Origin of the sequence: Burkholderia pyrrocinia, assembly GCF_018417535.1 — a bacterium.
In the GTDB taxonomy this organism is placed as follows: domain Bacteria; phylum Pseudomonadota; class Gammaproteobacteria; order Burkholderiales; family Burkholderiaceae; genus Burkholderia; species Burkholderia pyrrocinia_E.
In genome coordinates this window covers 3,838,819-3,858,020 of the sequence record NZ_CP070977.1, presented here as the reverse complement: position 1 = coordinate 3,858,020, position 19,202 = coordinate 3,838,819, and the positions used below count along the sequence as shown (strand labels likewise).

At 70.1% G+C, this 19,202-nt stretch carries 19 protein-coding genes; 11 read left to right on the top strand and 8 right to left on the bottom strand.

Features of this window, described 5'->3' with window-relative positions; all coding sequences use genetic code 11:
• Window positions 1–31: 31 nt before the first annotated feature.
• On the bottom strand, window positions 32–877 hold the full coding sequence (locus JYG32_RS17920) for an aldo/keto reductase (RefSeq protein WP_174384413.1): 846 nt from the start codon (window positions 875–877) through the stop codon (window positions 32–34).
• Between the two features lie 166 nt (window positions 878–1,043).
• Here JYG32_RS17920 and JYG32_RS17915 point away from each other — a divergent pair, with 166 nt between their 5' ends.
• The gene (locus JYG32_RS17915; protein ID WP_174384412.1) at window positions 1,044–1,790 is read left to right on the top strand and encodes a GntR family transcriptional regulator; all 747 of its coding nucleotides are present in this window, start codon (window positions 1,044–1,046) and stop codon (window positions 1,788–1,790) included.
• Between the two features lie 21 nt (window positions 1,791–1,811).
• Here JYG32_RS17915 and JYG32_RS17910 read toward each other — a convergent pair whose 3' ends face one another.
• Window positions 1,812–3,203, bottom strand: coding sequence for a CoA transferase (locus tag JYG32_RS17910; RefSeq protein WP_213264263.1), 1,392 nt, complete (start codon window positions 3,201–3,203; stop codon window positions 1,812–1,814).
• Between the two features lie 148 nt (window positions 3,204–3,351).
• Between JYG32_RS17910 and JYG32_RS17905 the strand changes: the two genes are divergently transcribed.
• Window positions 3,352–4,584, top strand: coding sequence for a citrate/2-methylcitrate synthase (locus JYG32_RS17905; RefSeq protein WP_213264262.1), 1,233 nt, complete (start codon window positions 3,352–3,354; stop codon window positions 4,582–4,584).
• On the opposite strand, the gene JYG32_RS17900 is transcribed toward JYG32_RS17905, so the two are convergent.
• Window positions 4,557–4,880: a DUF2917 domain-containing protein gene (locus JYG32_RS17900; RefSeq protein WP_213264261.1), complete on the bottom strand. Its 324-nt coding sequence runs from the start codon at window positions 4,878–4,880 to the stop codon at window positions 4,557–4,559. The two genes, JYG32_RS17905 and JYG32_RS17900, sit on opposite strands and share 28 nt — an antisense overlap.
• 222 nt (window positions 4,881–5,102) lie before the next feature.
• Here JYG32_RS17900 and mdtD point away from each other — a divergent pair, with 222 nt between their 5' ends.
• A complete protein-coding gene (gene mdtD, locus JYG32_RS17895) occupies window positions 5,103–6,539 on the top strand; it encodes a multidrug transporter subunit MdtD (RefSeq protein WP_174384329.1) in 1,437 nt (478 codons plus the stop codon).
• Window positions 6,540–6,731: 192 nt separating this feature from the next.
• On the top strand, window positions 6,732–8,006 hold the full coding sequence (locus JYG32_RS17890) for an EAL domain-containing protein (RefSeq protein WP_213264260.1): 1,275 nt from the start codon (window positions 6,732–6,734) through the stop codon (window positions 8,004–8,006).
• Between the two features lie 19 nt (window positions 8,007–8,025).
• On the opposite strand, the gene JYG32_RS17885 is transcribed toward JYG32_RS17890, so the two are convergent.
• The 3 genes from JYG32_RS17885 to JYG32_RS17875 all read right to left on the bottom strand — a co-directional run bounded on the left by JYG32_RS17885 (window position 8,026) and on the right by JYG32_RS17875 (window position 10,301).
• Window positions 8,026–8,631 carry a class I SAM-dependent methyltransferase gene (locus JYG32_RS17885; protein ID WP_213264259.1) on the bottom strand — a complete coding sequence of 202 codons (606 nt, stop codon included), beginning with the start codon at window positions 8,629–8,631 and terminating at the stop codon, window positions 8,026–8,028.
• A 106-nt stretch (window positions 8,632–8,737) separates the two neighbouring features.
• Window positions 8,738–9,784: a 2-dehydropantoate 2-reductase gene (locus tag JYG32_RS17880; RefSeq protein ID WP_213264258.1), complete on the bottom strand. Its 1,047-nt coding sequence runs from the start codon at window positions 9,782–9,784 to the stop codon at window positions 8,738–8,740.
• Window positions 9,777–10,301, bottom strand: coding sequence for a DUF962 domain-containing protein (locus JYG32_RS17875; RefSeq protein WP_213264257.1), 525 nt, complete (start codon window positions 10,299–10,301; stop codon window positions 9,777–9,779). The genes JYG32_RS17880 and JYG32_RS17875 overlap by 8 nt, the downstream gene beginning before the upstream one ends.
• An 81-nt stretch (window positions 10,302–10,382) precedes the next feature.
• On the opposite strand from JYG32_RS17875, the gene JYG32_RS17870 reads away from it, so the two are divergent.
• Entirely contained in the window at window positions 10,383–11,090 is a 708-nt protein-coding gene (locus JYG32_RS17870; RefSeq protein ID WP_213265448.1) for a Crp/Fnr family transcriptional regulator, read from the top strand.
• A gap of 86 nt (window positions 11,091–11,176) precedes the next feature.
• A complete protein-coding gene (chrA, locus tag JYG32_RS17865) occupies window positions 11,177–12,388 on the top strand; it encodes a chromate efflux transporter (RefSeq protein ID WP_213264256.1) in 1,212 nt (403 codons plus the stop codon).
• Window positions 12,389–12,492: 104 nt separating this feature from the next.
• Here chrA and sodB read toward each other — a convergent pair whose 3' ends face one another.
• On the bottom strand, window positions 12,493–13,071 hold the full coding sequence (sodB, locus tag JYG32_RS17860; RefSeq protein WP_114177867.1) for a superoxide dismutase [Fe]: 579 nt from the start codon (window positions 13,069–13,071) through the stop codon (window positions 12,493–12,495).
• Window positions 13,072–13,297: 226 nt separating this feature from the next.
• A complete protein-coding gene (gene xseA, locus JYG32_RS17855; RefSeq protein ID WP_213264255.1) occupies window positions 13,298–14,680 on the bottom strand; it encodes an exodeoxyribonuclease VII large subunit in 1,383 nt (460 codons plus the stop codon).
• A 450-nt stretch (window positions 14,681–15,130) separates the two neighbouring features.
• Here xseA and lpxK point away from each other — a divergent pair, with 450 nt between their 5' ends.
• The 5 genes from lpxK (at window position 15,131) to JYG32_RS17830 (ending at window position 19,175) form a co-directional block, all read left to right on the top strand.
• Window positions 15,131–16,159 carry a tetraacyldisaccharide 4'-kinase gene (gene lpxK / locus JYG32_RS17850; protein WP_213264254.1) on the top strand — a complete coding sequence of 343 codons (1,029 nt, stop codon included), beginning with the start codon at window positions 15,131–15,133 and terminating at the stop codon, window positions 16,157–16,159.
• On the top strand, window positions 16,140–16,334 hold the full coding sequence (locus tag JYG32_RS17845) for a Trm112 family protein (protein WP_010090898.1): 195 nt from the start codon (window positions 16,140–16,142) through the stop codon (window positions 16,332–16,334). The genes lpxK and JYG32_RS17845 overlap by 20 nt, the downstream gene beginning before the upstream one ends.
• Window positions 16,335–16,458: 124 nt before the next feature.
• Window positions 16,459–17,250, top strand: a complete 792-nt coding sequence (gene kdsB / locus JYG32_RS17840) for a 3-deoxy-manno-octulosonate cytidylyltransferase (RefSeq protein ID WP_174382585.1) — start codon at window positions 16,459–16,461, stop codon at window positions 17,248–17,250.
• Window positions 17,251–17,458: 208 nt separating this feature from the next.
• Entirely contained in the window at window positions 17,459–18,121 is a 663-nt protein-coding gene (gene adk / locus JYG32_RS17835) for an adenylate kinase (RefSeq protein WP_213264253.1), read from the top strand.
• Between the two features lie 295 nt (window positions 18,122–18,416).
• Window positions 18,417–19,175, top strand: coding sequence for an SDR family NAD(P)-dependent oxidoreductase (locus tag JYG32_RS17830; protein WP_213264252.1), 759 nt, complete (start codon window positions 18,417–18,419; stop codon window positions 19,173–19,175).
• Window positions 19,176–19,202 lie beyond the last annotated feature (27 nt).

The following is a 19,202-nucleotide window of genomic DNA, read 5'->3' as shown; positions in this document are numbered from 1 at the left end:
CTGACCGGAAGCGTTGCCCGGCCGGGTGCCGTCAGAGCATCTCGAGCGCGCGCTTGCTGCGCGGCGGACGGAAGTACGCGTCAAGCTGCGCGCGCTCGTCATCGCTCAACACGAAATCGAGCGCGGCACGGTTGTCGCGCACATGTTCGATCCGCGACGCCTTCGGGATCGCGAATACACCCGGCTGCGCGAGTACCCATGCCAGCGCGACGTGCATCACCGACACACCGCGCTGCCGCGCGATCTCGTCGAGCGGCGAGCGCTTCGGCAGCCGCCCGTGATCGACCGGGCTGTACGCCATCGCCGGCATCCGCTGTTCGGCCAACCACGGCAGCAGGTCGAATTCCGGGCCGCGCCGCGCGATGTTGTAGAGGATCTGGTTGGTCGCGCACGCGCCGCCGCCTGCGTCGTCGACGAGCTCGGCCATGTCGGCCGTATCGAAGTTGCTCACACCCCAGTGACGGATCTTGCCCGCTCGCCGCAGCGCCTCGAAGCCCTCGACCGTCTCCTCGAGCGGCACCGAGCCGCGCCAGTGCAGCAGGTACAGGTCGAGGCGATCGGTACGCAGGCGCTTGAGGCTCGCATCGCACGCGGCGACGACGCCGCGCCGGCCCGCATGGTGCGGATAGACCTTGCTGACGAGGAACACGTCGTCGCGCAGCCCGGCGAGCGCCTCGCCGACGAGCGCCTCGGTCGCGCCTTCGCCGTACATCTCGGCGGTGTCGACCAGCGTCATCCCGAGTTCGACACCTTCGCGCAACGCGGCGATCTCGTCCGCGCGGCGGGCCGGCCGCTCGCCCATTTCCCAAGTGCCCTGGCCGAGCTTCGGAATCGTCTCGCCGTCCGGCAGGACGACCGTGGCGATCGTGTCTGTCATGCGCTCCTCGCTGCGGATGGTGGGCCGCACGCGGCGGCCGAAGCATCGAATACGACACGTCAGTGTAGTCAATCGGCGCGCCGGCGGCCTATTGCACGGCAAAAACCGGCTATAACGGCGCCGCATGATGACTTAGAATGGCCGCAACCTGATCGATACCCACTCCATGAAGTCACCCACGGACGACCGCTGGCAGGACCTGCGCCCCGACCCAGACAACGACACGCCGCTCTACCTGCAACTCGCCCGCAAGCTCGGCGACGCGATCCACGACAACCGCTGGACGGCCGGCGAGGCACTGCCGTCCGAGCGCGTGCTGTCCGATGCGCTCGGCGTGTCGCGCATCACCGCACGCAAGGCGATCGCGCTGCTCGTCGAGCAGGGCTTGATCCGCCGCACGCAAGGCGCGGGCAACTTCATCCAGCCGCGCTACGAGGATCCGCTGTCGCGGCTGTCGAGCTTCAGCGAAATGCTCGAGCGCCGCGGCTTCAAGCCGAGTTCTCAATGGCTTGCACGCGAGATCCAGCCCGCGAACCGCGACGAGGTGATCCAGCTCGGGCTGTCGCCGGCCGCGTCGGTCACGCGCCTGAAGCGCCTGCGCCTCGCAGACGGCATCGTGATGGCCGTCGAGAACTCGACCTTCCCCGCGACGCTGATTCCCGATCCGCAGGCGATCGGCGGTTCGCTGTACAGCTATCTCGAAGCGCGCGGCACGCCGATCGTGCGCGCGCTGCAACATTTCCGCGCGGTCAACGCGACCGACGAGATCGCCGAACAAATGGGCATCGCGCCGCATGACGCGCTGCTGCTGATCACGCGGATCGGCTATACGTCAGACCAGCGCGCGATCGAGCTGACCGATACCTACTGCCGCAACGACTACTACGACTTCGTCGTCGAGCTGCGCAAGTAACGCGAGCCGCGCCGCCGGCACTCACGACCAGCGCGCATCGTCGGTGCCGAGCGGCACGGGCGGCCGCGCGAACGACGGCGGTGTCGCCGACAACCGCTCGGCCGGCCGCACGGCGTCGATCGTGCCGAACGGCGACGCGATACGGTCGATCCGGTCGCGCACGTCGGCAGCCGCGAGATCGGGTGCCTGCAAGCCGTCCGGCACGGCGCCGAACGACTGCAGCCAGCGCCCCGTCTGCGCGAGCGACAGCCGCACGTGCCAGCTCCCCCCTTCGCGCGCCCGCCGCGCGAGCGCGATCATCGCGCCGAACGCCGCGAGATAACCCGTCGCATGATCGAGCGCCTGGCACGGCAGATGGCGCGGCTCGTCCGCGTGCGCGGCCTGCTGCTCCTGCCATGCGATCCCGCTCGCCGACTGCACGAGGCTGTCGAAACCGCGCCGCTTCGCCCACGGTCCCGCATGCCCGTATGCGGACACCGAAACGCAGACGATGCCGGGCCGCAGCTCCGCCAGCGCCTGCGGCGCGAAACCGCGCGCCGCGAGCGCGCCGGGCCGGTACGACTGCAGGAACACATCCGCGTCGCGCGCGAGTGCGTGCAGCGTATCGATGCCTGCCGCGTCGCGCAGGTCGATCCACGTCGAACGCTTGCCGCGCCCGTTGTCGATCACGAGCGGCTCGATGTTCGGCAGGTGCGGGCCGTTGACGAGCAGCGTCTGCGCACCGTGCGACGCCAGCGTGCGGCCCGCGACCGGCCCCGCGATGATGCGCGTGAGATCGAGCACGCGCACGCCCGCGAGCGGCTGGCCGGCCTCGCCGCAGCCGATCGGCTCGACCGGCGCGTCGCCGATCCGCTCGATCTCGAACAGCGGCAGCGACGCGATCGCGCGCGCCTGCTCGTGCGCCGCCCATTCATCAGGTGTTCTGATCAATGCCGCGCACAGGCCGGCCTCGGCCAGCGCGGTATCGAGTGCCACACCGTCCCACGTGCGGATCGCCGCGGCGACGTCGGCCGGCTGCGCGCAGCAGCCGAGCACGTCGAGGATCCCGTGCAGGTGATGCGGGAAGTTCGCGTGCAACTGGATCCAGCGCCCGTCGCGCGTCTCGAAGAAGCCCGTCACCGGATGACGCAACTCCGGCGGCGGGCCATCGTCCACGCGCAGGTAGCGTTCGCTGCGGAACGCGACGAGCGCGTCGCGCACCGACACGTCGACGGATTGCGCGACGCCCGTGCGAAGCCGGTGGCATTCGGCCGCCGCGAGCCCGGCGGCCGCGATCGTTGCCGCGGCAAGCGTGCCGACATGGAGCGTCGACGGCAGCGTCGGGTCCTGCCCCGTCACGGTCGCGCGGGCCAGCGCGCCGCGGTCGCCGTGTGCGAGTTGCCACAGATGCGTCAATGCGAGTTCGGGTGTCATGGTGAAGTGAGCGCCTCAGCGTCGGAGGGGAGATGGAATCGAGTCTAGAATTCGCGACAGGCGCGATCAATCTTGATTGCGCGAATCAATACATAACGAATAGTTGTAGCGGGGCCGCGCTTCATGCGCCCCGACAGGAGCGACCGGCATGACATCCCTCAGCGCGCAGGAAGCCGCCGGCACCCTCGGCGTCAGCGTGAGCACCCTCTATGCGTATGTGAGCCGCGGCCTGCTGCGCTCGCTGCCCGACGGCGCGACCAAGCGCCGCCGCTACGACGCGGACGAGGTGCGCCTGCTCGCGCGCCGCCGCGCCGACGCGAAACGCGCGGGCGGCGTCGCCGAGCGGTCGCTCGACTGGGGCGTGCCGGTGCTCGAATCGCGGATCACCCAGATCGCCGACGGCCGCCTGCGCTACCGCGGCGCCGATGCGATCGCGCTTGCCGACGAGGCGACACTGGAACAAACGGCCGCGAGGCTCTGGGACTGTCCGCCCGCACGGCTTGCCGCCGCGTCGCTCGCGTCGACCGGTTTCGACGCCGCGCAGTGGGACGACTGGGCGCGTCGTTGGGCGCATCTCGCGCCGCTCGAACGCACGCTGGTGCTGCTGCCGGCCGCGGCCGCGGCGCTGCCGCGCCTGTGGGCGCAGGGGCGCGACGCGCAACTCGATTCGGCCACGCTGCTGCTGCGTGTCGCGACGGCGGCGCTCGCCGGCATCGCGGCGGGCGACGCGCCCGTGCACCGGCAGCTCGCTGCCGCGTGGCGCGTGCGACGGCGCGACGAAGCCGACCTGCTGCGCCGCGCGCTCGTGCTGTGCGCCGATCACGAACTGAATCCGTCGACCTTTGCGGTGCGCTGCATCGCGTCGACCGGCACCCACCTGTTCGGTGCGATCGCGGGCGGGCTCGCGGCGCTGTCGGGGCCGCGCCACGGCGGCGAGACGTTCCGCGCGGGCACGTTGCTCGACGAAGCGGCCCGCGCCGCCGACCTCGATCGCTACCTCGCGCTGCGGCTGGCGCACGACGAACGCGCGGACGGCGGCCGCACGGAACTGTCCGGCTTCGCGCACCCGCTCTATCCGGACGGCGATCCGCGCGCGCTGGCGCTGCTCGATGCGCTGCACGCGGCGGTGCCCGACCGCCCGGCGCTACGCATGGCACGCACGCTCGCCGCGCGTGTCGAAGCGGCGACGGGCCTGCGTCCGGCGATCGATTTCGCGCTCGCGGTGCTCGAGCGCACGCTCGCGCTGCCGGACGGCGCGGCGTTCACGCTGTTCGCAGCCGGCCGCACGGCCGGCTGGATCGCGCATGCGCTCGAACAATACGCGGACGGCAAGCTGATCCGGCCCCGGGCACGCTACGTCGGCAGCGACGCGGCCGCGTGACGCCGGCCGTTGCGCCACGCGACGAGCGGCCGCCACCACGCCTGCGCGGCGCGTGCGGCCGGCGCCGCGAGCGGACCGAACGCGAACGTCGCGCCGTGCAGCCCCGCGCTGACCCACACGCGCATGCCGGGCATCAACGTCAGCGAATCGCCGGCACCGAGCCAATGGTCGTCGGGCCGGCCCTCGACGGTCACCCACGCGTCGCCTTCGGCGACCTCGAGTACGGTGCGATCGACGATCCGCCACCGTCCGGCCGGCTCGTCACCGTCCATCACATAGAATCGCAGTTCGCGCATGGCAGCCTCCTGGTCGCACGGGTTCGATGGCACCAGTATTTCGGACAGTGGCAGCACACGAACAGATACGCCTGCAGACACTTTTGGCTGAACTGTACTGGGCAACCGACGGGGACGGGGATCCGCGGCCGGACTTCGCGCTGCGCTGCGCCCGTACCGAAACTGCACGGCGCGGCGGCTTTCCCTACAATGTCGGCTGTCCCGCGCCACCGCCCCGCCTTCATGTTCCAACGCCCGCCCGCCGCCGCTCCCGGCGAAAAGAACCTCACCGTGATGCTCTGGCTCGTTGCGACGGGCTTCTTCATGCAGACGCTCGATTCGACGATCGTCAATACGGCGCTGCCGTCGATGGCCGCGAGCCTCGGCGAATCGCCGCTGCGGATGCAATCGGTCGTGATCGCGTACTCGCTGACGATGGCGGTGATGATCCCCGTGTCGGGCTGGCTCGCCGATACGTTCGGCACCCGGCGCGTGTTCTTCAGCGCGATCCTGGTCTTCTCGCTCGGCTCGCTGCTGTGCGCGAACGCGCATACGCTGACGCAGCTCGTCGCGTTCCGCGTCGTGCAGGGAGTCGGCGGCGCGATGCTGCTGCCGGTCGGGCGGCTCGCGGTGCTGCGCACCTTTCCGGCCGAACGCTACCTGTCCGCGCTGTCGTTCGTCGCGATTCCCGGCCTGATCGGCCCGTTGATCGGGCCGACGCTCGGCGGCTGGCTCGTGAAGATCGCGTCGTGGCACTGGATCTTCCTGATCAACGTGCCGGTCGGCGTCGCCGGCTGCATCGCGACCTTCTATTCGATGCCCGATTCGCGCAACCCGGCCGTCGGCCGCTTCGACCTGAAGGGCTATCTGCTGCTGACGATCGGCATGGTCGCGATCTCGCTGTCGCTCGACGGGCTCGCCGATCTCGGCATGCAGCACGCAGCCGTGCTCGTGCTGCTGATCCTGAGCCTCGCGTGCTTCGTCGCGTACGGGCTGTATGCGGTGCGCGCGCCGCAACCGATCTTCTCGCTCGAACTGTTCAGGATCCACACGTTCAGCGTCGGGCTGCTCGGCAATCTGTTCGCGCGGATCGGCAGCGGCGCGATGCCGTACCTGATCCCGCTGCTGCTGCAGGTGAGCCTCGGCTATTCGGCGTTCGAGGCCGGGCTGATGATGCTGCCGGTGGCGGCGGCCGGGATGTTCTCGAAGCGGATCATCACGCGCCTGATCACGCAGCACGGCTACCGCAAGGTGCTGCTCGCGAACACGATCATGGTCGGCGTGATGATGGCGAGCTTCGCGCTGATGCGCGACACGGTGCCCGTGTGGGTGAAGGTCGTGCACCTCGCGCTGTTCGGCGGCTTCAACTCGATGCAGTTCACCGCGATGAACACGCTGACGCTGAAGGACCTCGGCACGGGTGGCGCAAGCAGCGGCAACAGCCTGTTCTCGCTCGTGCAGATGCTGTCGATGAGCCTCGGCGTCACGGTCGCCGGCGCGCTGCTCGCGACGTTCACGGGCATGCTGCGCACCGTGACGCCGAGCAACACGCTGCCCGCGTTCCATGCGACGTTCATCTGCGTCGGGATCATCACGGCCGCATCCGCATGGATCTTCGCGCAGCTCGCGCCCGAGATCCGCGGCGGCGCGCGCAAGACGGACCCGTCCGAGCGCGCATGACGCGCGGCGCGCGCCGTTTCGGGCGCCGTACCGCCACCGCGCGCACCATCACGGTGCACCCCGCCCCTGCGCTGCGCGCTGCGATGCCCCGTCCTCCCGCCGCGACGGGCCGCCGCATGTGACGCGACGCCGTGCATGCTTCTTGCTCGCCTATTCTCTAGGTAAACTGGCAGTCTTCCTTCGGCCGACATCATGAGCATGATCGAAATCGATCCCCCCGGCTTTCAGCCGCCCCGCCCCGTCGCCGGCGACGACGGGAACCGGCGCACCGTGCTGTACGGCGGCTACACCGTGTTCAGCGTGTTCCAGCCCGTTTTCTCGGTGTCGCACCGCCGCGCGATCGGCTATCACGCCTCGCTGCGTGCGCACGACGAGGAAAGCCACCAGGTGGCGTCGCACGAGGTGTTCACGCAGGCGGCACGGCGCGGCGACCTGCTCGAACTCGGCCGGCTCGCCGAATCGCTGCATCTCGGCAACTTCCACGCGTTCGACAGTCACGACGAATGGCTCTTCCTGAGCCTGCATCCGGCCGCGCTGATGGACACCATCTACGGCGACGCGCTGCTCGCGAACCTGAAGGCGCTCGGGCTGCCACCGCACCGCGTGGTGCTCGAGGTGCCCGAGCAGGCGGGCGGCGAGACGCCGCGCTACGCGGCGATCGTCGACGGGCTGCGCAAGGCCGGCTTCCTGATCGCGCTCGGCGGGTTCGGCGCGAAGCATTCGAACATCGACCGCGTGTGGCACCTGCATCCCGACATCGTCACGCTCGACCGCGGCATCCTCGCGCAGGCGAGCGAACACTCGCATCTCGAACGCGTGCTGCCGGGGCTCGTGTCGCTGCTGCACGAATCCGGCCAGCTCGTGCTGATGGGCGGCCTCGCGACCGAGCGCGACGCAATGATCGCGCTCGAGTGCAACGTCGATTTCGTGCAGGGCCAGTATTTCGCGGGGCCGAGCGTCGACCCGGTGCAGCCGCAGGCCGCCGCCGGCTGCATGGACACGCTGTCGGCCGCGTTGCGGCGGCGCGTCGCGCAACGCGAGCGCAAGCAGGCGGAACGGCTCGCGCCGTATGTCGCCGCGCTGGAGAAGGCAAGCCGGAAGCTTGGCGCGGGCGAATCGCTCATCGACGCGGCCGCCGCGGTGCTCGGGCTGCCCGAGACCGCGCGCTGCTTCCTGCTCGACGCATCGGGGCGCCAGATCGGCGACAACGTGCTCGCACGCGGCAGCGTGTCGCAGCGCGCCAAGCGCTTCCGGCCGCTGCTGCATTCCGAAGGCGCGAGCTGGGAGCGCCGCCCGTACTTCATCGACGCAATGCGCGCGCCGGGCCGCGTGCATCTGACGCCGCCGTACCTGTCGATCAACGAGGCACACCTGTGCGTGACCGCGTCGATCGCCGCACCCGTCGCGGCCGGCATGCAGGTGCTCTGCGTCGACATCAACTGGGAAGCGGCGCTCAACCGCGAATGAACGCGACGGCGCGCTGCTTTCACGCGGCAGCGGCCGCCTTGCGCACGATCAGCCGGTGCACGCGCTTGCCGGACGACGCGCTGACGACTTCATGCTCGTCGATCACGTGCGTGCCGGCACCGAGCGCCGCATGCATCCGTGCCGAGTCGAGCGGCGTATAGAGGCGGCCGCGCTCGTCGCGCAGCGCGCCGATTCCGGCCACCCGCCAGCTCAGGTACAACGTGCCGCCCGGCATCAGGAGATCGGCCAGCCGCGCGGCGGCGGCCGCCGCGTCCGCCTGTTCGAGGTGCATGACGACCGTCTCGCACAGAACGTTGCGAAACGCGCCGGACGGCACGCCGGCCAGCGCCGGCAGCGCGGCCAGTTCGAAGCTCAGGTCGGGATGGCGCCGCCGCGCCTCGTCGAGCAGCGCGGCGCTCGCGTCGTAGCCGCGCACGTCGAAGCCGCGCGAAGCGAGCCAGGCCGTGTCGCGCCCCGCTCCGCAGCCGACGTCGGCGGTCGGCCCCGGCGAGAAATGCTGTTCGAGCAGCGCGTACATGTCGTCGGGCGCGGCCTGGTCGAGCCAGTCCTGCGCATATTGCGCGGCATGGGCATCGTAGGCGTCGAGAGTCGGGCGATCCACCATGGCGATTGCTCCGCATAGGCGTCGTAAGACGTCCCCCATCTTAGCCGTTGCGCGGCTGACGTGACGTCGCACGCACGGCCCGCGCGACGGCGGGTAAATCCCGCCCCTACGCGGCTCGCACGGCGCCCGCGCGCGGCGCCGGTGCGGTCAGCTCGGCCCACAGCGCGTCGCCGCGCCACGCCGGACGGGCCGCGGCGCCTTCCGCGTCATGGACGAGCGCGCACAGTCGCGCGTTGACGGGCGCCTGCGCGCCAAAACCCGTGGCCAGTCGCACGATCTCGCCGTTGATCCACTCGACTTCCGTCGCACGGCTCGCCGCGAGATCGTCGGACATCGACGAACGCGCGAGCGGATCGATCGCAAGCATCCGGCCGCCGAGCACGCGGAAAGCCGCGTCGGGAAGATCGAGCACGGCCGGAATCCACGCGGCCGGCAACGGCGTCAGCCGCGCCGGGCGGATCGCGGCCCGCGCGAGCCAGTGCAGCGCTTCGCGCTGGGCCAGTGCGACGCAGCGGCGGTACGCACGTTGCGCGAGTTCGTCGCGCAGCGGCAGGTTCGCGAGCGCATTGACCGCATTGTTCAGGTTGAGCAGCAACTTCGCCCACTGCACGGCCGGCATGTCGCGATGCAGCGCGAGCGGCAGCCCGGCGCGCGCGAATGCGCCGGTGAACGGCTGCAGCGCGGGCGACGCATCGGCCGCGAGCGCGCCGGCCGAGCCCTGGTGAAACGCGCCGGGCCCGCGCTCGATCACGTTGAACGGCACCATCCCGGCCAGCACGATCGCTTGCGGCAGTGCGTCGCGCAGCACGTCGGCATTGTGCAGGCCGTTCTGGAAGCTGATCACGATCGTGCCGGGCCGCAGCACGCCGGCAAGCTGCGCGGCCGCGTCACGCGTCGCGGCCGACTTCACCGCGACGAGCACGAGCCGCGCGGCGGCCGCCGCAGCCGGATCGGTCGCGAACGCGACATCGGCCGGCGCGAGCGTCGCACGATAGCCGCGCTGGCCGGTCAGCGTGAGCCCGCGCAGACGAATCGCGTCGCCGATCCGCGCGCGGCCGACCAGCGTCACGTTCGCGCCGGCTGCCGCGAGCCGGCCGCCGAGATAGCAGCCGACGGCGCCCGCGCCGAACACGCAGACCGGCGCATCAGACATGCGAGTGCGCGCCGCCACGCACGGGCCCGGCCCGCCGCTCGACTTCGCGGCGCACGTCGCCGCGCAACCCCGCGAAGAACGCGACTTCGGCGACGACGAACAGCGGTCCGACCATCAGGCCGACCAGATCGTCGACGAACGCGGGTTTGCGCCCTTCGAACCAGTGCCCGACGAACTGCACGATCCAGCCGACGACGAACGCGCCGATGCCGATCGCGAGCCATTGCGCGGTCGGCAGCAACGCGAGCGCCCGCGCGGCCCACAGGCCGAGCGCGAACAGCGCGGTCATCACGATCCCGAACCGCAGGTCGAGACGCAGGTAGAACACCGCGAACGCGATCGCAAGCAGCAGCGCCGGCGACAGCGCGATGCCGGCCAGCATCCCGATCGCCGGCCGCGACAGCAGCACCTCGACCGCGAACACGATCATCGGGATGCCGACCAGATGCGTCGCGATGTTGCGCGCGTCGCGATGGTAGGCCGCATACTGGGAAAGATGGTCTTCGAGCGTCTTCATCGCGTCTCCTGGTCGGTCGCCGAGCGCTATGATGCGCGTCACGCCCGAGAACCTCTGTCAGCTACCCGACATCGCGTGCCCATGCCCTCGTCGCTCGCCCCCTACCTGCCGCAGATCGAAGCGAACCCGTGGTTCGCCGCGCTGCCGCTCGCGTTGCGCGCGGACCTGCTCGCCCGTGCGGTGCTGCGGCGCCTGCCGGCCGGCCACGCGCTGTTCCGGCGCGGCGACCCGCCGTGCGGGCTGTACGCGGTACTGGCCGGTTCACTCACGATAGGTGCGGTCGACCCGCAGGGCAAGGAAGCGCTGCTGACGGTCGCCGAGCCCGTCACATGGTTCGGCGAAATCGCGCTGTTCGACGGCCAGCCGCGCACGCACGACGCGATCGCGCTCGACGACGCGCTGCTGCTGCACGTCCCGCAGGCCGCGCTGCTCGTCATGCTCGACGCGACGCCGCAATACTGGCGGCAGTTCGCGCTGCTGATGGCGCAAAAGCTGCGCCTGAGCTTCCTGACCGTCGAAGCGATGAGCGTGATGCCGGCCGCGCAGCGACTCGCCGCGCGCCTGCTGATGATCGCCGAAGGCTATGGCGGTATCAGCGCCGGGCGCACGCGCGTGCGGCTGTCGCAGGAAACGCTCGCGTCGATGCTGTCGCTGACGCGGCAGACCACCAACCAGTTGCTGAAGGCGCTGCAGGCCGACGGCGTCGTGCGGCTGCATGTCGGCGAGATCGAACTCGTCGACATCGACGCGCTGCGCCGCGCGAGCGGGCTGGGCGACGGTACGCACTGAACGCCGCGCAACGGCCGCCACGCGACACCCCGCCGTCGCCGCGTTGCGCTATCGTGGCGGCTCGTCCATCCGCCCCGCGCCCCGTCTTGAACACGTCGACCGTCCCCGCCCCTTCCCGTCATCCGTGGCCGGTGTTCGTCGCGTTCCTGCGGCTCGGCCTCACGTCGTTCGGTGGCCCGGTCGCACATCTCGGCTACTTTCGCGCCGAATTCGTCACGCGGCGCGGCTGGCTCACCGAACGCACGTATGCGGATCTCGTCGGACTGTGCCAGTTCCTGCCGGGGCCGGCGAGCAGCCAGGTCGGGATGGCGATCGGCCTTGCGCGCGCCGGCTATGCGGGAATGTTCGCCGCGTGGCTCGGCTTCACGCTGCCGTCGGCGCTGCTGATGATGTCGTTCGCGCTCGGCGTTCACGCGACGGGCACGCCGATCGGAGCCGGCGCGCTGCACGGGCTGCGCATCGTGTCGGTTGCGGTGATTGCACAAGCCGTCTGGGGCATGGCACGTACGCTGTGCCCGGATGCGCGCCGCGTCACGCTGATGGCCGTGGCCGCGTGCGTCGTGCTGCTCGCGCCGGCCGCGTGGACGCAGGTTGCAGTAATCGTCGCGGCCGGTGCAGCCGGCCTCGTGCTACTGCCGCAACCGGCGCGCGACGCCCACGAGCCGTTGCCGCTGCACGTATCGCGCCGCGTGGGCGTGCTGTGGCTTGCGCTGTTCGCGGCGCTGCTCGTCGCGCTGCCGTTCGCGGCCCGCGCGCTCCGCTCCGATACGCTCGCCGTCGTCGATGCGTTCTTCCGCACGGGCGCGCTCGTGTTCGGCGGCGGGCACGTGGTGCTGCCGCTGCTGCAGGCGGCCGTGGTCGCGCCCGGCTGGGTCGGCGATTCGGCGTTCCTCGCCGGGTACGGGCTCGCACAGGCCGTGCCGGGGCCGCTGTTCACGTTCGCGGCATTCCTCGGCGCTTCGCTGCGCGATGCGCCGAACGGCTGGCTCGGCGGCGCAATCGCGCTCGTCTCGATCTTCGCGCCGTCGTTCCTGCTCGTCGGCGGCACCGCGCCATTCTGGGAGAACCTGCGCCGCAGCACGCGCATGCAGGCCGCGCTCGCGGGCGTGAACGCGGCCGTCGTCGGGCTGCTGCTCGCCGCGCTCTATCACCCGGTCTGGACCGACACGATCGTGGCGCCGCACGACCTGGCCGCCGCGCTCGTCGCATTCGTCGCGCTCGTGTTCTGGCGCGTGCCGCCGTGGGCCGTCGTGATCGCGAGCGCTGCGCTCGGCTGGGTGCTCGGCCTGGTCGCCTGATCCGGCAAGAACGGCACGATCCTGCCGGACAAAAGCAAAAAAGCCCTCGTTTCGAGGGCTTTTTCTGGGTACCGCGCGCCATAGCGGCGCGCAGGCGCCGGACCTTACGCGAAGTTCTTCGCTGCGAAGTCCCAGTTCACGATGTTCCAGAACGCTTCGACGAACTTCGGACGTGCGTTGCGGTAGTCGATGTAGTACGCGTGTTCCCACACGTCGATCGTCAGCAGTGCCTTGTCGGCGGTCGTCAGCGGCGTCGCTGCGTTGCTCGTCGACACGATGTCGAGCGAACCGTCAGCCTTCTTCACCAGCCATGCCCAGCCCGAACCGAACGTGCCGACTGCAGCCTTCGTGAACGCTTCCTTGAATGCGTCGTACGAACCCCACTTCGCGTTGATCGCATCGCCCAGCGCGCCCGTCGGTGCGCCGCCACCGTTCGGCGACAGGCTGTTCCAGAAGAACGTGTGGTTCCAGATTTGCGCGGCGTTGTTGAAGATGCCGCCCGACGACTTCTTCACGATCTCTTCCAGCGACAGGGTTTCGAATTCCGTGCCCGGGATCAGATTGTTCAGGTTCGTCACATAAGCCTGATGGTGCTTGCCGTAGTGGTACTGGATCGTCTCGAGCGAGATGGTCGGCGCGAGTGCGTCTTCAGCGTACGGGAGCGGCGGGAGCGTATGAGCCATGGCGATTCCTTCGTTGAGTATGTAGGGGGGCTTGTGTTGAATGCTGCCGAGCGTCCGATTGTAGGCGAGGACGAATAACCCCGCAAACTCACGGGCCATTTATCCGCGGTATGCGGAAAAGCGATGTTTGCGCAACGTCCGGCAGGACGAGCCGGCGACGCGCAGCATCCGTTCCCGTCCGCAGGATACTCGTTTCGACCCGTCGCTTCGCTTGCGCCGGTTAACGTCAGATCGTATCGGTGAGGCGCGGCTGCACGTCGGCAAGCGTTACGTCGGCCGAGCCGTCGGCAAGATGCACGGTCAGGCGACGCTGCGGCTTCAGCGCGTTCGGCGCGCGCACCGCGCGGCCCGTCTGCGCATCGATGAGCGCCGCATAGCCGCGCTCGAGCGTGCGCTGCGGGCTCAGCACCTCGAGCCGTGCCGCACAGGCTGACACACGTGCCGTGTCGCGTTCGTGACGGCGCTGCAATGCAACCGCAAGACGTTGCGACAGCCCCGCGAGCACCTGGCGTGCTTGTGACGGATCGGGCCGCGCGCGCTGCCAGCGCAACTGCGCGAGCGCGAAACGCGCGCGTGCATCGCGTACCGGCCGCGACGCCGCCGACGCGAGCCGCACCGCGAGCTGCTCGACGTGCGTGCGCTGCCGCTGCAGCCGCTCGGCGGGGCTCACGAGCCGGCGCGCAAGCCAGTCGAGCTGCTGCGCGCGCTGTTCGAGCCGGCGCTCCATGCCGCGCGCGAGCGCACGCTGGCGCTCGCCGACCTCGCGCAGCAGCAGCGCGCGCTGCGGGCTCGCGAGTTCGGCCGCGCCGGTCGGCGTCGGCGCGCGCACGTCGGCCGCGAAGTCCGCGATCGTGAAATCGGTTTCGTGCCCGACGCCGCTGACGACCGGCAGCTCGCTCGCCGCGATCGCGCGCGCCAGCGCTTCGTCGTTGAACGACCACAGATCCTCGATCGAGCCGCCGCCGCGGCACACCAGCAGCACGTCGACCTCGCGACGCACATTCGCGGCCTCGACGGCCGCGACGAGCTTTTCGGCGGAACCGGCACCCTGCACGGGCGCCGGATAGACGATCACCGGAATGTGCGGCGCGCGGCGCGCGAGTGTGGTCAGCACGTCGCGCAACGCGGCGGCCTGCAGCGACGTGACGATGCCGATCGCGCGCGGGTGGGCCGGCAGCGGCCGCTTGCGCTCGGGCGCGAAGAGGCCCTCGCTCTCGAGCTGCGCCTTCAGCCGCAGGAACGCTTCGTACAGGCGCCCCTGCCCGGTGCGCCGCACGGCCTCGACGTTGAGCTGCACTTCGCCGCGCGGCTCGTACATCGTGACGACCGCGCGCACCTCGATCCGGTCGCCTTCGCGCGGCGTGAATTCCGCGTATTGCGCACGGCCGCGGAACATCACGCAGCGCATCTGCGCCTGCTGGTCCTTGATCGAGAAATACCAGTGGCCGCTCGCGGCGCGCGTGAAATTCGACACTTCGCCCGAAATCCACAGCAGCGGAAACGAGCGCTCGAGCATCGTCGAAATCGCGCGATTGAGCGCCGAAACGGGAATCACTTCGTCGCCGCCGCGGGTCGCGCCCGGTGCGGCAAAAGGGGAGTCGGAAGGCATGGACGGTCGGATGAATGCTGGCGGCGACACGATAGTCCGACACGCGCGCGGCGTCCAGCGCCGACCGCATGCATCGCGACGCGCAGAAGGTGTCCACACTTTGGCAATCGTCCGCGTGAAACGCTTTAAAACCGCGAAAAAAACCAGACGATTCGCTATAACGCATTGATTTTTATAGTTTTTTAAACCTTTCGGAATGATTCTCATCCGATTCGATGCCCGCCCGGCGGGCGTTTGAGGCCATCGACCGGGGAGTTCTTCACATAGTTATCCACAGCCCTTTGCGATCCGGCCCCGCGGGCTGCGTCGGCCGGTCGCGCTTGCCGCGTCCGCATGCGGCGCGCTAGAGTGCCGCCTTCCGCAGACCCCGCGGCATGCGCCGCCCAACGGAGAACCCGCCTTGACGAATCCGTCCCACGCCGCGGCGCACGACGCGCCGCGCCCGGCCCGATGAGCGCGCCCGGCGGCCCGCTCGCCCGGCTCGAAACGCGCCTGACACGCGAATGGCAGAGGCGCGGCGCGCTCGCGTGGGCGCTCACGCCGTTCGCATGCGTGTTCGGCCTGTGCGCGGCGCTGCGGCGCACCGCTTATGCGCAGGGCTGGAAGAAGCCGGTCGACGTCGGCGTGCCCGTCGTCGTGGTCGGCAACGTGACCGTCGGCGGCACCGGCAAGACGCCGACCGTGATCGCGCTCGTCGACGCGTTGCGCGCGGCCGGCTTCACGCCCGGCGTCGTGTCGCGCGGCTACGGCGCGAACGTGAAAGCGCCGACCGCCGTCACGCCCGCGTCGCGCGCGGGCGCGGCCGGCGACGAACCGCTCTTGATCGCGCGCCGCACCGGCGCGCCCGTCTGGGTGTGCCCCGACCGCGTCGCGGCCGCGCAGGCGCTGCGCGCCGCGCATCCGGACGTCGACGTGATCGTCAGCGACGACGGCCTGCAGCACTACCGCCTCGCGCGCACGGTCGAGCTCGTCGTGTTCGACCACCGGCTCGGCGGCAACGGCTTCCTGCTGCCGGCCGGCCCGCTGCGCGAGCCGCTGTCGCGGCACCGCGACGCCACGCTCGTCAACGATCCGTACAGCGGCGCGCTGCCGCCGTGGCCCGACACCTACGCGCTCGCGCTTGCGCCGGGCGCCGCGTGGCACCTCGACCAGCCCGCGCTGCGCCGCCCGCTGTCGCAGTTCGCGCACGAGCGCGTGCTCGCCGCGGCCGGCATCGGCGCGCCGGAACGCTTTTTTGCGACGCTGCGCGCGGCCGGCCTCGCGCCGGCGACGCGCGCGCTGCCCGACCACTACGCGTTCGCCGACAATCCGTTCGTCGACGACGCCGTCGATGCGATCCTGATCACCGAGAAGGATGCAGTAAAATTGGGCGCTTCCTGGCGCGACGCTCGACTCTGGGTCGTCCCCGTCGAAGCCGCGCTCGACCCTCGCCTCATTGCCCTCGTTGTGGAGAAACTCCGTGGACGCTCGCCTGCTTGAAATCCTTGTGTGCCCTATCTGCAAAGGCCCGCTCCACTATGACCGTGCCGCGCAGGAGCTGATCTGCAACGCGGACAAGCTCGCCTACCCGATCCGCGACGGCATCCCCGTGATGCTCGTCGACGAAGCGCGCCAGACCGTCGAAGGCACGCCGGTCGACCCGGCCGGCCGCTAAGCCGCCAGGCCGCTCGAGCGGCGCAACGATTCGAAGGCGACCCGGCCCCGGCCGGGTCGCCGAACGCCGCCGGGCGACCGGCTCCGGACACGCCACCCGCCCCGTCCTTCTCACCGCTCCCCCGATGACTCACCCGCAACCCTTCATCGCCGTCATTCCCGCCCGGCTCGCGTCGACGCGCCTCCCGAACAAGCCGCTCGCCGATCTCGGCGGCAAGCCGATGGTCGTGCGCGTCGCCGAGCGCGCGCGCGAAGCAGGCGCGCAGCAGGTGCTCGTCGCCTCCGACGCGCAGAGCGTGCTCGATGCGGCGCGCGATCACGGCTTCGAAGCGGTGCTGACGCGTGCCGATCATCCGTCCGGCACCGACCGCCTCGCGGAAGTCGCGGCGACGTTCGGGTGGAGCGACGACACCGTCGTCGTCAACGTGCAGGGCGACGAGCCGCTGATCGACCCCGTGCTCGTGCGCGACGTAGCGTCGCACCTGGCCGCGCATCCGGCCTGCGCGATCGCGACCGCGGCCCACCCGATCCACGACGCGGCCGACGTGTTCAACCCGAACGTCGTGAAGGTCGCGCTCGACGCGCAGAGCGTCGCGCTGTACTTCTCGCGCGCGCCGATTCCGTGGAGCCGCGATGCGTACCAGCCGCACTGGCCGGACGTCGCGGCGATGCCGGCCCCTGCATTTCCGGTCTACCGGCACATCGGCCTCTATGCATATCGCGCGCGTTTCCTGCGCACGTATCCGTCGCTCGCGCAGGCGCCGATCGAACAGGCCGAGCAGCTCGAACAGCTGCGCGCGCTCTGGCACGGCGAGCGCATCGCAGTGCTGATCACCGAGTCCGCGCCCGAAGCCGGCATCGACACGCCGGCCGATCTCGCGCGCGTGCAGGCCCTTTTTCAGCCGGGTTCAAAATAACCCGTGGCATAATCAGGCGATTGTGCGAGCCGTCCGCGACCAGCGCGTCCTCGCTTGACCCCGCCCGCGGCCCTGCCGGCAGCCGCGCGTCGCCGAAGCCGACGCGCCGCGTCAGACCGGTCCGCCACGCGCCAGGCAAGCCCCGCGCCCGCTGTCGCCGACGCCTTTGCGTCTCGCCACACGAATCTACATACTTGGAGATATCACCATGCGTTTGATCCTGTTGGGCGCGCCCGGCGCGGGAAAGGGCACCCAGGCAAACTTCATCAAGGAAAAGTTCGGCATCCCGCAAATCTCGACGGGCGACATGCTGCGCGCGGCCGTGAAGGCCGGCACGGCGCTCGGCATCGAAGCGAAGCGTTTCATGGATGAAGGCAAGCTCGTGACCGACGACCTGATCATCGGCCTCGTCAAGGAGCGCCTGAAGGAATCCGATTGCGCGAACGGCTATCTGTTCGACGGTTTCCCGCGCACGATCGCGCAGGCCGATGCGATGAAGGACGCCGGTGTCGCGATCGACTACGTACTCGAAATCGACGTGCCGTTCTCGGAAATCATCGAGCGCATGAGCGGCCGCCGCACGCACCCGGCATCGGGCCGCACCTACCACGTCAAGTTCAACCCGCCGAAGGTCGAGGGCCACGACGACGTAACGGGCGAACCGCTGATCCAGCGCGACGACGACAAGGAAGAAACCGTCAAGAAGCGTCTCGAAGTGTACGAAGCGCAGACCAAGCCGCTGATCAAGTACTACGGCGACTGGGCGCAGCGCGGCGAGGAAAACGGCCTGAAGGCGCCGCAGTATCGCAAGATCTCGGGCCTCGGCAGCGTCGAGGAAATCCGCGAGCGCGCGTTCGACGCACTGAAGTAAGCACTGCGTCGCGCACCGCGAGCCGCCCTGTCCGGGCGGCTTTTTTTTTCGCCCGACCGAGATTCGCACGATCGTTCTTGTCTCGCCGCCGCGCAATGGCGCCCCGTACAATCGGTCGAATGCATGCGCCCGCCAACCGGCGCACGGCTTTTGAACCGATCGCTTCGCATCGGACAGCACAACCGCTTTGCATGGAACCTCCCCAAGCGCTGAAGCGCCAAGGGCGGTCGACCGCTTTTGCATGGGACCTCCCTAAGCGCTGAAGCGCCAAGGGCGGTCGACAAAGGAGACAGTCATGGAGATTCGCGGCAACGTCTTTCTGATCACGGGCGGCGCATCGGGCCTCGGCGCCGGAACGGCGCGGATGCTCGCGCAGGCAGACGGCAAGGTCGTGCTCGCCGACCTGAACGAGGCGGCAGGCGTCGCGCTCGCGACCGAGCTGGGCGGCATCTTCGTACGGTGCGACGTGTCGAGCGAGGCCGACGCGCAGGCAGCCGTCGACGCGGCGACGCGCGCGGGCACGCTGCGCGGCCTCGTGAACTGCGCGGGCATCGCGCCGGCCGCGAAGACCGTCGGCAAGGACGGCGCGCATCCGCTCGACGTATTCGCGAAGACGATCAACGTGAACCTCGTCGGCACGTTCAACATGATCCGGCTCGCGGCCGCCGCGATGGCCGCGAGCGCGCCGACCGCGGAAGGCGAGCGCGGCGTGATCGTCAGCACCGCGTCGGTCGCCGCGTTCGACGGACAGATCGGCCAGGCCGCGTACGCGGCCTCGAAGGCCGGCGTCGCGGGCATGACGCTGCCGATCGCGCGCGACCTGTCGCGCCACGGCATCCGCGTGATGACGATCGCACCCGGCCTGTTCGAGACGCCGATGCTGCTCGGCATGCCGCAGGACGTGCAGGACGCGCTCGGCGCGATGGTGCCGTTCCCGCCGCGGCTCGGCAAACCGGCCGAATACGCGATGCTGGTACGCCAGATCGTCGAGAATCCGATGCTCAATGGCGAAGTGATCCGCCTCGACGGCGCGATCCGGATGCAGCCGAAGTAAGCGCGCATGAAAAAACGCCCGCGATGC